The sequence below is a fragment of the Halomonas ventosae genome (assembly GCF_004361885.1).
GTDB lineage: Bacteria > Pseudomonadota > Gammaproteobacteria > Pseudomonadales > Halomonadaceae > Halomonas > Halomonas ventosae_C.
Genome location: NZ_SNWH01000008.1, coordinates 51,274 through 63,854 on the forward strand (window position 1 = coordinate 51,274; position 12,581 = coordinate 63,854).

13 protein-coding genes are annotated in these 12,581 nt (G+C 66.3%); 7 read left to right on the top strand and 6 right to left on the bottom strand.

The annotated features are described in order from the left end of the window. Nucleotides 1-20: 20 nt before the first annotated feature. Genes DFO68_RS08155 through DFO68_RS08165 form a run of 3 tightly spaced genes read right to left on the bottom strand, consistent with a single transcriptional unit; the run spans nucleotide 21 to nucleotide 2,858 of the window. Entirely contained in the window at nucleotides 21-1,280 is a 1,260-nt protein-coding gene (locus tag DFO68_RS08155) for a TRAP transporter large permease (RefSeq protein WP_133483169.1), read from the bottom strand. 4 nt (nucleotides 1,281-1,284) lie between these two features. Continuing rightward, the gene (locus tag DFO68_RS08160; protein ID WP_133483170.1) at nucleotides 1,285-1,803 is read right to left on the bottom strand and encodes a TRAP transporter small permease; all 519 of its coding nucleotides are present in this window, start codon (nucleotides 1,801-1,803) and stop codon (nucleotides 1,285-1,287) included. A 59-nt stretch (nucleotides 1,804-1,862) separates the two neighbouring features. Continuing rightward, nucleotides 1,863-2,858, bottom strand: a complete 996-nt coding sequence (locus tag DFO68_RS08165) for a TRAP transporter substrate-binding protein (RefSeq protein WP_133483171.1) — start codon at nucleotides 2,856-2,858, stop codon at nucleotides 1,863-1,865. Nucleotides 2,859-3,139: 281 nt separating this feature from the next. Between DFO68_RS08165 and DFO68_RS08170 the strand changes: the two genes are divergently transcribed. The 5 genes from DFO68_RS08170 to pobA all read left to right on the top strand — a co-directional run bounded on the left by DFO68_RS08170 (nucleotide 3,140) and on the right by pobA (nucleotide 9,382). After that, entirely contained in the window at nucleotides 3,140-5,038 is a 1,899-nt protein-coding gene (locus DFO68_RS08170; protein WP_133483172.1) for an FAD-dependent monooxygenase, read from the top strand. A 204-nt stretch (nucleotides 5,039-5,242) separates the two neighbouring features. Continuing rightward, on the top strand, nucleotides 5,243-6,271 hold the full coding sequence (locus DFO68_RS08175; RefSeq protein WP_133483173.1) for a TRAP transporter substrate-binding protein: 1,029 nt from the start codon (nucleotides 5,243-5,245) through the stop codon (nucleotides 6,269-6,271). 6 nt (nucleotides 6,272-6,277) lie between these two features. After that, complete coding sequence (locus tag DFO68_RS08180) at nucleotides 6,278-6,805, top strand: TRAP transporter small permease subunit (protein ID WP_133483174.1); 528 nt, start codon at nucleotides 6,278-6,280, stop codon at nucleotides 6,803-6,805. Nucleotide 6,806: 1 nt separating this feature from the next. After that, a complete protein-coding gene (locus tag DFO68_RS08185; protein WP_133483232.1) occupies nucleotides 6,807-8,096 on the top strand; it encodes a TRAP transporter large permease in 1,290 nt (429 codons plus the stop codon). A 101-nt stretch (nucleotides 8,097-8,197) separates the two neighbouring features. Then, nucleotides 8,198-9,382 (top strand): 4-hydroxybenzoate 3-monooxygenase, encoded by a 1,185-nt coding sequence (pobA, locus tag DFO68_RS08190; protein WP_133483175.1) that lies wholly within the window; start codon nucleotides 8,198-8,200, stop codon nucleotides 9,380-9,382. Between the two features lie 2 nt (nucleotides 9,383-9,384). On the opposite strand, the gene DFO68_RS15490 is transcribed toward pobA, so the two are convergent. The 3 genes from DFO68_RS15490 to DFO68_RS08200 all read right to left on the bottom strand — a co-directional run bounded on the left by DFO68_RS15490 (nucleotide 9,385) and on the right by DFO68_RS08200 (nucleotide 11,160). Beyond that, complete coding sequence (locus DFO68_RS15490) at nucleotides 9,385-9,522, bottom strand: hypothetical protein (RefSeq protein WP_166637542.1); 138 nt, start codon at nucleotides 9,520-9,522, stop codon at nucleotides 9,385-9,387. After that, entirely contained in the window at nucleotides 9,522-9,941 is a 420-nt protein-coding gene (locus tag DFO68_RS08195) for a hypothetical protein (protein WP_133483176.1), read from the bottom strand. The genes DFO68_RS15490 and DFO68_RS08195 overlap by 1 nt, the downstream gene beginning before the upstream one ends. 223 nt (nucleotides 9,942-10,164) lie before the next feature. Next, nucleotides 10,165-11,160, bottom strand: a complete 996-nt coding sequence (locus tag DFO68_RS08200; protein ID WP_133483177.1) for an LLM class flavin-dependent oxidoreductase — start codon at nucleotides 11,158-11,160, stop codon at nucleotides 10,165-10,167. Nucleotides 11,161-11,393: 233 nt separating this feature from the next. On the opposite strand from DFO68_RS08200, the gene DFO68_RS15495 reads away from it, so the two are divergent. Next, nucleotides 11,394-11,570: a hypothetical protein gene (locus DFO68_RS15495; protein WP_166637541.1), complete on the top strand. Its 177-nt coding sequence runs from the start codon at nucleotides 11,394-11,396 to the stop codon at nucleotides 11,568-11,570. A 41-nt stretch (nucleotides 11,571-11,611) separates the two neighbouring features. Next, a complete protein-coding gene (locus DFO68_RS08205) occupies nucleotides 11,612-12,556 on the top strand; it encodes a cobyrinic acid a,c-diamide synthase (RefSeq protein WP_133483178.1) in 945 nt (314 codons plus the stop codon). Nucleotides 12,557-12,581 lie beyond the last annotated feature (25 nt).

Here is a 12,581-nt window from a genome sequence, read left to right on the forward strand (position 1 = left end):
GGGTGCGCCGGGAGGCAAGGCTAGCGGAAGACGCTGACCAGCCAGGGATTGAAGATGGTCGCCAGGATCACCAGGCAGGCCGCCAGCACGAAGGGAAAGATCCACTTGGTGATGCGCGGCAGGCTGACGTTGCTGATCGCCGAGGCGACGTAGAGGCCGGCCCCCACCGGCGGGGTCAGCAGCCCCAGGCTCAGGGTCATGCAGGTGACGATGCCGAAGTGGATGGGGTCGATGCCGTAGCTCTGCTGGGCCACCGGCAGCAGGATCGGTACCAGGATGATCAGCGCGGCGATGCCGTCGAGCACCATGCCCACCACGATCAGCATCACAAATACCAGCAGCATGAACACCAGTGGGCTCTCGGTGGTGCCCTGCATCAGCCCGGCCACCTGCTGGGGAATCTGGTTGTAGATCAGCACCCAGCCGAAGGCCTTGGCGGCGGCGATCAGGAACAGCACGATGGACGTGTTACGCGCCGTCCGTCTGAGCACGCCGGGGAACTGTCCCCACCTGAGCTCACGGAAGAACAGGCCGCCGAGGATCAGCGCCATCAGGGTCGCCACGGCGGCGGATTCCGTCGGTGTGACGATGCCGAAGGCGATGCCGCCGACGATGACCAGCGGGATGCTCAGGGTGAGCAGGGCGCCGCGTGTGGCCTTCCACAGCGGGATGCTGGCCCGCTCCTCGACCGCCTTGCTGCGTGCCCGCCCGGCGAGCAGGGCGATCAGGCCGTTGATCAGCACGAACAGCACCAGGCCCGGGAGGATGCCCCCCATGAACATCGCGCCGATCGAGACCTGGGCGATGACCCCGTAGATGATGAAGACCATCGAGGGGGGGATGATCGGGCCCAGCAGGCCGGACCCCGCCGTCAGGGCGGCTGCGAAGCCCTTGTCGTAGCCGTCGCGTTCCATCTCCGGGGTCATCACCCGACTCATGATGGCGATCTGTGCGGTCGCCGAACCCATGATCGAGGCCAGCATCAGGTTCGAGGTCAGGGAGACATAGGCGATGCTGTGGGGAACCCAGGAGAACCAGGCGCGGGCTGCGGTGATGATCCGCCGGGTGATCCCTCCCTCGTTCATGATCTCGCCGAGCAGGATGAAGAGCGGGATCGCCAGCAGGTCGAAGACCTCCAGCGAGCCGAAGATCACCTGGGGCAGGTTCTCCAGCAGCCGGTAGTTGCCGGACGCGACGACGAAGGTGAAGGTCGAGGCGAGCAGCACGAAGGCGATGGGCATGCCGAGCAGCATGAACAGCAGGAAGGCAGCGAGCGTCATGCGGTCAATCCTCGTCGCTGACCAAGGTGAAGACCGTGCGTGAGCGGTCCGACAGCCTGGCGATGAGGTGGAAGATCGAGGTGGCGCAGAAGATCGGCACGATCAGGTAGAAGTGCCACTTGGGCCAGTCGAGGGTGATGGCGATGTCGTAGCCCACCGAGGGCGAGCGCAACCAGCCGATGGCGTACCACAGGATCACCGCCAGCATCGCCACGCAGACCAGTTCGGTCAGCCAGTAGCAGGCCCGCTGGGCTGGTGTGGGCAGCAGCCCCACGAGCATGGTCAGGCGCACATGCTGGTCGTGGTGGATCGAGATCGAGATGGCCAGGAAGGCCATCCAGATCAGGATGTAGACGGCCAGCTCGCTGGCGAAGAAGATCGGGCTGTTCAGCACGTAGCGGGCGAAGACGTTGGCGATCAGCAGCACGCCGAAGGCCGCGATCAGCACGCTGCAGACCAACTGCTCCAGCCCGGCCAGCCGGCGGCTCGCCTGGCTGAGCCAGGTGTCGTGTCGTGCGCTCATGGGGATCTCCTCTCTGTCCGGGCGGGGCGCCGTCGCGCCCCGGTCGGTCTCACTCGGCGTCAGAGCTCGGCGGACTGCTGCTGGAAGGCCTGGATCACCGGATGCTCGCCGAAGCGCTCGTCGAAGGCCTGGTTGGCCTCGGCGAAGACGCCCTCGGCGTCCTCGAGGGTGAACACATCGATGGCCTCCTCGAGGGTGGCGAGGTTTTGCTCCTCGGCCTCGATCTGGGCCTCGATGCCCCAGGCCAGGGCCTCGTCCATGGCCTCGTCGATGATCCGGCGCTCCTCCTCGGAGAGGGCGTCACGGGAGACTTGGCTCATCACCGAGACGGCGGGGAAGGCCATGTGGTTGGTGAGGGTGAGGTGCTCGGCGACCTCGTAGAAGCCGGAGCCCACCAGGGCGTCCAGGTCGATGTCCACGCCGTCGAGCATCTTGTTCTGCAGGCCCTGGTAGACGTCGGGCAGGCTCACCGGGGTGGGGCTGGCACCGGTGGCGCGCCACCAGGTGTTCATGGCGGCGAAGGGAATGATGCGGATCTTCTTGCCATCGACATCCGCCAGGCGCTCCACGCGACCATCGCGCATCAGGATGTGGCGCATGCCGGCGAAGGTGTAGCCGAAGGCGTGCAGGCCCTTTCTCTCGAGGTTCGTCAGCATCTGCTGGGCCGCCTCGGTCTCGGTGGCCTGGGCCGCCTCGGCGACGCTGTCGAACAGGAAGGGGGTGAACCAGCCGACGATGGAGGGTTCACGCTGGCTGGTCAGGGCCGCCGTCATGAGGCCCATGTCGAGCAGCCCGGTCTCCATCTGTGAGAACATCGCCGACTCATCGCCCAACTGGCCGGCGGGGAAGATGGCGACGGTCAACTCGCCGTCGCTCTGTTCGGCCACCGTCTCGGCGAAGCGTTCGGCGGTCTGGGTCCAGTTGTGCTGGGGCGGAGTGATGATGCCCAGGCGGAGTTCCTTGGCCAGCAGTGGTGTGCTCGCGGCCAGCAGAGAGGCGCAGAGCAGGGCCAGAGCCAGGGGACGATAGAAGACGTGGCGTGTGGTGTTTGTCATTGTCGGCTCGTGAGTTGGGGTCAGGGAGGTGAGCATTCTTTGATCTGCGTCAGTATTGTGATCATCACAGTAATGAGCAATCATCCGAAGGTCGATACCGTGACAGCTTCCAGAACATCGAAGCGGTGGTACTGGACACGGGGGATTGGCGGAAAGTCGTATTGTCCGTCGCGACAATGATCACAATACTGATTATTATCGCCGTGGCGTATTGCCGCAGCGGACTCTACCCCTGATGGTTTCTCAATAATGACCCGTGGCAGGCGGGATGGAGCGAACAAATGCAGTACTTCCTCGACGGTTACCGCAGTGGCGACCCGCGAATTCAACCCCTGGCAAAAGGGCGCAGCGAGGAGCAGCAGGGGCCGCTGCCGGAGGAGGTGGATGTACTGATTGTCGGTACCGGCCCGGCGGGGCTGCTGCTGGCCGCCCAGCTATCGACCTTCCCGGAGATCGTCACTCGCGTGGTGGAGAAGGCCGACGGCCCCCTCGAGGTGGGCCGTGCCGACGGTATCGCCTGTCGCACGGTGGAAATGTTCGAGGCCTTCGGCCTGTCCGAGAAACTGACCACCGAGGCCTACTGGGTCAACGAGACCCACTTCTGGGGACCGGCCGCCGAGGACAAGTCGCGGATCGCCCGGCTCGGCCGCGTGCAGGACGTGCGTGATGGCCTCTCCGAGTTCCCCCACGTGATCGTCAACCAGGCCCGCCTGCTCGACTTCCTGCTGGAGTACATGCATAACTCGCCCAGCCGTCTGCAGGTCGACTATAGCCACGAGACGCTCGAGGTGGAGGTGCCCGAGGCCCCCGACGAGCGCGTCACGGTGAGGCTCAATACCCCGGATGGCGAGAAGAGCGTCCGCGCCAGGTACGTGGTCGGCTGCGACGGCGCGCACAGCGTGGTGCGCGAGTCCATCGGCCGCCTGCCTCAGGGCCATGGTGAGGACAAGGCGTGGGGCGTGATGGACGTGCTGGCGGTGACCGACTTCCCCGACATCCGCTTCAAATGCACGATCCAGTCCGCCGCGGCGGGCAACATCCTGCTGATCCCCCGCGAGGGCGGCTACATGGTCCGGCTCTACGTCGACATGGGCAACATCGCCCCGGACGCCTGGCTGACCAAGGAGCAGGTGCTGGCCAAGGCCCAGGCGGTACTAGCGCCCTACAGCTTCGAGGTGAAGGAGACCGCCTGGTTTTCCGTCTACCGGGTCGGTCACCGGGTTACCGACAAGTTCGATGACGTCGACGACGACCAGGTGGAGAGTCGCACGCCGCGGGTCTTCATTGCCGGCGATGCCTGCCACACCCATACCGCCAAGGCCGGTCAGGGCATGAACGTGTCGATGCAGGACACCTTCAACCTCGGCTGGAAGCTGATCTCGGTGCTCGAGGGACGCAGCCCGGCCAGCCTGCTCCACACCTACAACGCCGAGCGCCACGTCATCGCCGAGAACCTCATCGAGATGGATACCCGCTGGTCGCGGGCGATCGGCGCCGCCCAGGATGCCGACGACTCGCAGGCCGCGATGAAAGGCCTGGCCGAGGTGCAGCGCCAGTTCGTCACCAACAGCGAGTTCACCGCGGGGTTCGCTACCCACTATGCGCCGGACCTGCTCACCGGCGACGACCGCCACCTGCACCTGGCGACCGGCTTCCCGCCGGGGCGCCGCTTCCATTCGGTCGAGGTGATCCGGCTCGGCGATGCCAAGCAGGTCCACCTCGGGCATGTGCATCGCGCCGACGGCCGCTGGCGGTTCTATGCCTTCGCCGACATGGTCGACCCGAGAAGCCCGGGCTCGCGCTTCAACCAGCTGATGGACTTCCTGGCCAGCGAAGCGTCACCGATCGGCCGTTTCACCCCGCAGGGGGCCGACCCGGACGCGATCTTCGACGTCCACGGCATCATCCAGCAGTCGCACCTCGAGGTGGACTGGGCCGACATGCACGAACTGCTCAAGCCGCACAAGGGGGCTCTTGGGCTGCAGGACTACCAGAAAGTCCACGCCCCGGTGCTGGGTACCGACCAGGATATCTTCGACCTGCGGGGCATTGATCGCGGCGCTGGCGCGCTGGTGGTGGTGCGCCCGGACCAGTACGTCTCCCTGGTGCTGCCGCTGGATGGCTTTGATGAGCTTAATGAGTTCTTTTCCCGCTTCATGGTGGCGCCGAGCCGAGACTGAGGTAATTGCGCGTCACCTGTGGTAATCAAGGGTGGACTGATGGCGGCGTATGCCGGTCCACCCGTTTGCGCTCGGTATGCCCCAGTAAGACCAAAGTCGCTTTTCGTCATGGAAAAGGGGGTTTACCTTCGAGTCAGTTACTCGAACTGATGTTCACTCTGCGAACGGATGCGCGAACACGATAACGATACCCGGAGGATGACCATGAAGACCCAGTTCACCGCCTGTCTGCTGGCCGCGTCCATCGCCGGCCTGAGCGCCACTTCCGCCCAGTCGGCCACCACCCTGCGCATGGCACACTTCTGGCCGGGCGCCTCAGGCGTCAACCAGGATATCTTCGAGGCCTGGGCGGCCACCGTCGAGGAGGAGTCCGGCGGTGAGCTCCGGGTCGAGATATTCCCCGCCGGGACCCTGGCCAAGCCCGACTCGCTCTACGAAGCGGCGGCCAACGGCATCGCCGACATCAGTGCCACCGCCCAGGGCTATACCGCCGGGCGCTTCCCGCTGTCGCAGGTCGTCGAGTTGCCGGGAGTGGCGACCACCGCGACCCAGGGCGCCTGCGTGCTGCAGACCCTCTATGACGAGGGCCGCCTGGACGAGGAGTACGCCGATACCAAGCCGCTGTTCATGTTTACCACCGGGCCGGGTGGCATCCACACCATCGATACCGACGTCCAGGTGCCGTCCGACCTCGAGGGGTTGCGCATCCGTCGCCCCACCGCGGTGGCGGGTGAAATGCTCGAGAACATGGGGGCGAGCCCCGTGGGCATGCCGGCGCCGGACATCTACACCGCCATGCAGCGCGGCGTGATCGATGGCCTGAGCTTCCCCTGGGAGGGACTCAAGGGCTTCCGCATCAACGAGCTGGTCAACTACCACACCGAGGTGCCGTTCTACACCCTGATCTTCGTGGCCACCATGAACCAGCGCGCCTACGACAACCTGAGCCCCGAGCAGCAGGCGGTGATCGACGCCAACGCCGGCATGCGGTGGGCCGAGAACGCCGGCGTCGTCTTCGATCGCCTCGATGTGGAAGGCAAGCAGGAGGCCAAGGACGCCGGCCACACCATCCGCGAGATCGACAACCCCCTCGAGCATCCGGACTGGCAGAAGCCGCTCCTGGACGGCATCGAGAGCTACCTGACACGGCTCGAGGAGCGCGGCCTGCCGGGGCGCGAGGTCTACCAGGCGGCGCTCGCCGCCAGCGAGTCCTGCGTCGCCACCCAGGAGTAACGGCTGATGCGCTCCTTCCTGGAACGGGCTAGTCAGTGGCTGGCCCTGTTGTGCAAGCTCGTCGCGGGCATCGCCCTGCTGGCGCTGTTGGCGGTGACCATCGCCGATGTCGGCACCCGCTATCTGTACCGGCTCACCGAGGGGGCCATCACCCTGCGTGTCTCCGGCAGCGTGGAGCTGGTCAGCTACCTGATGCTGTTCTCGCTGCTGGCGGCGATGGCGGCCAACGTGGAGAAGAGCCAGGTGGTGGTGGAGGCCTTCTCCCATGGCCTCTCGCCCACCATCAAGAACCGCCTGCATGGCGTCTATTTGCTGGGGTTCACGGCACTCGGCCTGATTCTCTTCCTCGGCCTGCTGGACTCCGCCAGTGCGGCGGCCCGCCATGGCGAGGTGACCCAGGACCTGCGCCTGCCCATGGGGCCCATCTACTCCGCGGCCGCGGGGCTGAGCCTGCTGCTGGGGCTGCGCAGCCTGGTCCATGCCGTGCTGAGCGCCGTCTTCGGTGTCGAGGGGGAGGTCTCCAGTGGGGATTGATCTGTCGAGTGAGATGATCGGCGCCATCGGCCTGGCCCTGCTGCTGGTGCTGATGGTGATCAGGGTGCCGGTAGCGCTGACCATGCTGGTCGTCGGGGTGGCGGGTTTCGCTCAGATCATCAGCTGGGACGCGGCCATCGCCCAGCTCAAGACCGTGCCGGTGGAGGTGCTCTCCAATTACAGCTTCAGCGCCGTGCCGATGTTCATCCTGATGGGCGTGCTGGCGGCGCATTCCGGCATGGCCGGCACGTTATTTCAGTCGGCGCGTACCATCTGCGGCGGCTGGAAAGGGGGGCTGGCCATCGCCGCGGTGGGCTCCTGCGGGATCTTCTCGGCGATCTCTGGCTCGTCGCTTGCCACTGCCAGCACCATGACCCGGGTTGCGCTGCCGGAGATGGAGCGCTACGGCTATAACCGTGGTCTGGCCACCGGCGCGCTGGCGGCCGGCGGCACCCTGGGGATCATGATCCCGCCCTCCATTGCGCTGCTGATCTACGCCATCCTCACCGAGCAGTCGGTGGGCGACATGTTCATGGCCGGCCTGGTGCCGGGGCTGATGGGGCTCTTGATGTACGCACTCACCGTCACCGTGGTGATGCGCCTCAAGCCCTCGCTGGCGGTGGCCGGCGAGCCGACCTCATGGCGAGAGAAGCTGGCCTCGCTCGGCGGGCTGGTGCCGTTCTTCGCGGTCTTCCTGGTGATGATCCTGGGCATTTACTTCGGCGCCTTCACACCTACCGAAGGGGCCAGCGTCGGTGCCTTCGCCACCCTGCTCTATGCGCTGGTCAAGGGTATGCGTGGCCGCGAATTGTGGCGCAGCGTGCAGGAGACCCTGGCGCTCTCCGCGGTGGTGTTCTTCATGCTGGTGGGAGCCGAGACCCTGGGTTACTTCATCTCGGTGTCGCGGATCTCCTTCTCGATCACCGACGTCCTCTACGGCATGAACCTGGCGCCGATCGTGGTGGTGCTGTGCATCCTGCTGCTCTACTTCGTGCTGGGGATGTTCATGGACGCCATCGCCATGCTGGTGATCACGGTGCCGGTGGTGTTCCCGATCATCCAGTCGCTGGGCATCGACCCGGTATGGTTCGGCATCATCACCGTGCTGACCGTGGAGCTCGGGCTGATCACCCCGCCGGTGGGCATGAACGTCTTCGTGATCAAGGCCATGGCGCCCCACGTGGGGCTGGGCGAGATCTTCAAGGGTGTGGCGCCGTTCATCGTCTCGGACTTCCTGCGCCTGGCGCTGCTGATCGCCTTCCCGGTGCTGACCACCCTGTTCCTGCTCTGAGCGGCAGCCGCCGGCTGTCTTATACAGGCGTGGGTTTCAGTGAAAAATACAATCCACATAGCGAACAGATGTTCACCACTGCCTGACAACGGAGTCTCCCCATGAAGACACAGGTCGCGATCATCGGCGCCGGTCCCTCGGGCCTGCTGCTCGGCCAGCTGCTGGCCCGCCAGGGCATCGACAACGTCATCCTCGAGCGCAGGTCCGGCGAGTACGTGCTGAGCCGTATCCGTGCCGGCGTGCTGGAGCAGGGCATGGTCGACCTGCTGCGCGAGGCGGGTGTCGACAAGCGCATGGACGAGGAGGGTGAAGTCCACGACGGCGTCGAGCTGGCCCTGGACAAGCGGCGTGTGCGCGTCGACCTGGCCGGGCTGACCGGTGGCAAGACGGTGATGGTCTATGGCCAGACCGAGGTGACCCGCGACCTGATGGAGGCCCGCGAGTCGATCGGCGGCACCACGATCTACGAGGTCGACAACGTCCAGCCCCATGACCTCGAGACCGATCGCCCCTATGTCACCTTCGAGAAGGATGGCGAGACCCACCGCCTCGACTGCGACTACGTGGCCGGCTGTGATGGCTTCCACGGCATCTCGCGCAAGTCGATTCCCGAGGGACGCATCAAGGAGTTCGAGAAGGTCTACCCCTTCGGCTGGCTGGGCCTGCTCGCCGACACCCCGCCGGTGGCCGAGGAGCTGATCTATGCCCGCCACGCGCGTGGCTTCGCCCTGTGCAGCATGCGTTCGTCGACCCGCAGCCGCTACTACCTTCAGGTGGGGTTGGACGAGAAGGCCGAGGAGTGGTCCGACGAGCGCTTCTGGGAGGAGCTCAAGCGACGGATTCCCGACGACCTGGCCGAGAAGCTGGTCACCGGTCCTTCCATCGAGAAGAGTATCGCGCCGCTGCGCAGCTTCGTGGTCGAACCCATGCAGTATGGGCGGCTGTTTCTGGTCGGTGATGCTGCCCATATCGTGCCACCCACTGGCGCCAAGGGGCTTAACCTGGCGGCCAGCGACGTCAACACCCTCTACCGGTTGATGGTGAAGGTCTACCAGGAGGGGCGCACAGACCTGATCCCCTGCTATTCGGCGACCTGCCTCAAGCGTATCTGGAAGGCCGAGCGCTTCTCCTGGTGGATGACCTCCATGCTGCACAAGTTCTCCGAGGAGGAGGACTTCAATACCCGCATGCAGCAGGCCGAACTGGATTACGTGACCAACTCCGAGGCGGGGCTGACCACTATCGCCGAGAACTACGTGGGCCTGGCTTACGAGCCCCTCGAGTAGCCTCAGGGATGGCGTCCGCTACGGCGGTTTTCCACCAGTACCTCGAGGATGGCGCTGGCCGCCCGGCGCCCGACAGGCCGTTTTCCTCCTTGGCCGGTGAGGGCTTCGGCAGCACGAGTCTTTCCCATCAGGCTGGCCATCAGCGATGCTCGGGGCCCTTTTGCGCCTCGTCTCTCTCCTTCACCTCGTAGTCGCCTTCCAGCACCTGCTGCTCGCGGTAGCGGCCGCCGGCATCGCGCCCCTGACGGTAGCGGGTCTCGCGGTAATAGTAGACACTGCCGTCGACATCCTCGGCCCGGTCGGCGCGCATCTGCTCCATGCGCTTCTTCATGCGGTGGCGCAGAAAGGGCATCATCGCCCAGCCGACTAGCAGCAGGAACAGCCCCAGCACCATGGCAACGATCATCATGGCGCCAAACAGCAGCCAGGTGAGCAGCAGCTTGAGACCGCTCAGGGGGCCGTCGGCACGGGTCTGGCGGGCGCGGGCCTGCCACTCTCGGGCGGCGCGCCAGGCGGCATTCTGCTGGGCGTCGCGGTGCGGGTCATGGGAATTGGGCATGGGGCACTCCAAGGTCTTGGAAGTCGCGCAGTATTGGCTCGGCGCGGCATGGATGACGGCTCATTGGAAAGCGCGCGGGGCGCTTGGTTCCGAGACGGGCTCAGGAGGCGACCCTCGCCATGATCGCGATGATCAGCAGTGCCCCTGGCGTTGCGGCCGCCACGGCCATGCGCCAAAAGCCGTCGAGCAGATGCCCAGGGTCGGTCGTGAATCGTCGGCGGGGCTATGAGCGCCATATCTCGGCGACGATCTCGTAGCTTCTCAGGCGGTCTTCGGCGGCATAGACGTCGGTATTGAGCATCAGCTCGTCAGCGCCGGTCAGTTCCAGGAAGTGCTCTAGGCCCTCGCGGATGGTCTCGGGGCCACCGATCACGGCGGCGCCCAGGAACTGCTCCACCTGGGCCTGCTCCCAGGGCGACCAGTCCAGCGCCTCCACCGGGGGCAAGGCCTTGATGCGCTGGCCGCGGATCATGCCCAGGAACTTCTGGCGGGCCGTCGAGGCAAGAAACTCCGCGCGCTGGTTGCTTTCGGCGGCGATCACCGGCAGGCCGACCATGGCATAAGGATGGTCGAGTACCGCCGAGGGGCGGAAGTTGTCGCGATAGAGCGTGAGGGCCTCGAACAGCTGGGCCGGCGCGAACTGGGCGGCGAAGGCGAAGGGCAACCCCTCTCGAGCCGCCAGGCGGGCGCTGAAGTCGCTGGAGCCGAGCAGCCATAACGGCACCTTGGTGCCCTGGCCGGGAACCGCCCGCACCCGCTGGCCTGGCCGCTCGTCGTCGAGGTAGCCCTGGAGCTCGGCCAGCCGCTTCGGGAAGTCATCGACGCCGGCGTAGGGGTCGCGGCGCATGGCGGCCATGGTGTGGCTGTCGGCGCCTGGCGCACGCCCCAGCCCCAGGTCGATGCGCCCGGGGTAGAGCGTCTCCAGGGTGCCGAACTGCTCGGCCACTACCAGTGGCGGGTGGTTGGGCAACATGATACCGCCGCTGCCCACCCGGATGTGCTGGGTGGCGCCGGCGATATGCCCGATCAGCACTGCCGTCGCGGCGCTGGCGATGCCCTCGATGCTGTGGTGTTCGGCCAGCCAGTAGCGGGTGAAGCCTAGCCGTTCGGTGAGCTGCGCCAGCGCGACACTCTCGCGGAAAGTGTCGGCGGCGCTGCCCCCCTCGCGGATCGGGGCCAGGTCGAGCACGGAAAGTGGCGTATCGGCGAGTCGGGACATGGCGTGGAGAGCTCCGGAAACAATTAGCCTGCTGAGTTTATCCTAGCATCAGGGCGTCCGAGCGGGATTGCAACGCCCGCACGCTCGGCGTGCCTACCCAGGGCGCCGCACGAGGTTAGCCGGCACGTCACACGTGAAAGCCGAGCCGTGCTGGCGAGCTTGGCCGATGGTAGTGGCCAGCCGTCGCAGCAGGTCGTAAGCTCTGGGAACAATGGTGAAATCGGACTTCGACCATGAGCCTCATGCGCACCGGCCGTGGCGCGTCGCGTCGCGGAGCCACGCGCCGTCGCCAGCGGCGCCGGTTCGACTGGAGCCGCTTCGATCGCTGGCTCGACCGGGTGGTGGTGGCGGCGGTGAGCATCGCCCTGCTGGTGGGCGTTGTGGCCCTGGTTCTCACCTTGCTGTTCTAGTAGCGTGCCTTCCCGTTGACGGATAAAGGATGGTCAGCCCCATGCTGGGATTCCTGCAGGGATTTTCCTATGGCCTGTTCCTGACCTGCCTGCCCTGGCTGCTGGTGGGGCTGGTCAATCCGCGCCTGGCCGTGCCGGTCGAGCCGCCCGGCCGCCTGCAGGTCATCCTGCGCTATGCCCTGGTGGTGCCCTTCATCAGCATGTTGCTGTGGCTGACCTCGCTGTGGGGCGGCTTCGGGCCGACCCTGACAGGCTGGCTGGCGGGGCTGGTGGCGATTCCGGTGGCTCTGCCGCTGGAGCGTCGGCTGCGTGGCTGGCTTGCTCGGCGGCGTGACAGGCGCCGTCAGGCGAGCCTGGCGGCCCAGGTCGCGCGACGCCGTGCCGAGCAGCAGCGTGATGCCCACGAGGCTGACCTGGCGGTGCTCGATCCGGCACGGCCGCCGGCGGATGCCGACGACCTGGTGCTGGCCTTGTGCCGGGCCAAGCAGAGGTTGATCGATGTCCGACGCCCCGACCTGGCAGTCCAGGCCGACCGGGTCTACAGCCGCTACCGTCATGTGCTGGGCGTGCTGGGGAGCCGCTTCGACAGCGGCGAGCTGGCCTATGTGCGTGCCCGGGATCTGGTGGTCGAGGTCTGCTGCGCCGCGGTGGATACCCTCGATGCCATGGCCTCCCGAGCCAGCGGCGTGGCTAACGTGGATGGCGACTTCGTGCGGCGCCGCTTGAGTCGCGGTGGACAGCCGCTGGGGGCGCAGGAGCGCGCCGCCCTGGTGCGGCGCCTGGAACTGCTCGAGGAGACCGAGAAGGGGCTGCGCGAGCTGGCCGCGCGCAACGAGTCGGCGCTGACCGTGCTCGACGACACGGCCGTCTCCCTGGCGCGCATCGAGACCGGGCGCCCGCAGGCCTCGGTCACTACCGAGCAGGCGCTGGAGGAGCTGCGCCGCTTCGTCTCCCGCGCCGACCGCTACGGGCGTGGCAGATCCTGAGGCCGATCTTTCCCACGCCCTGACC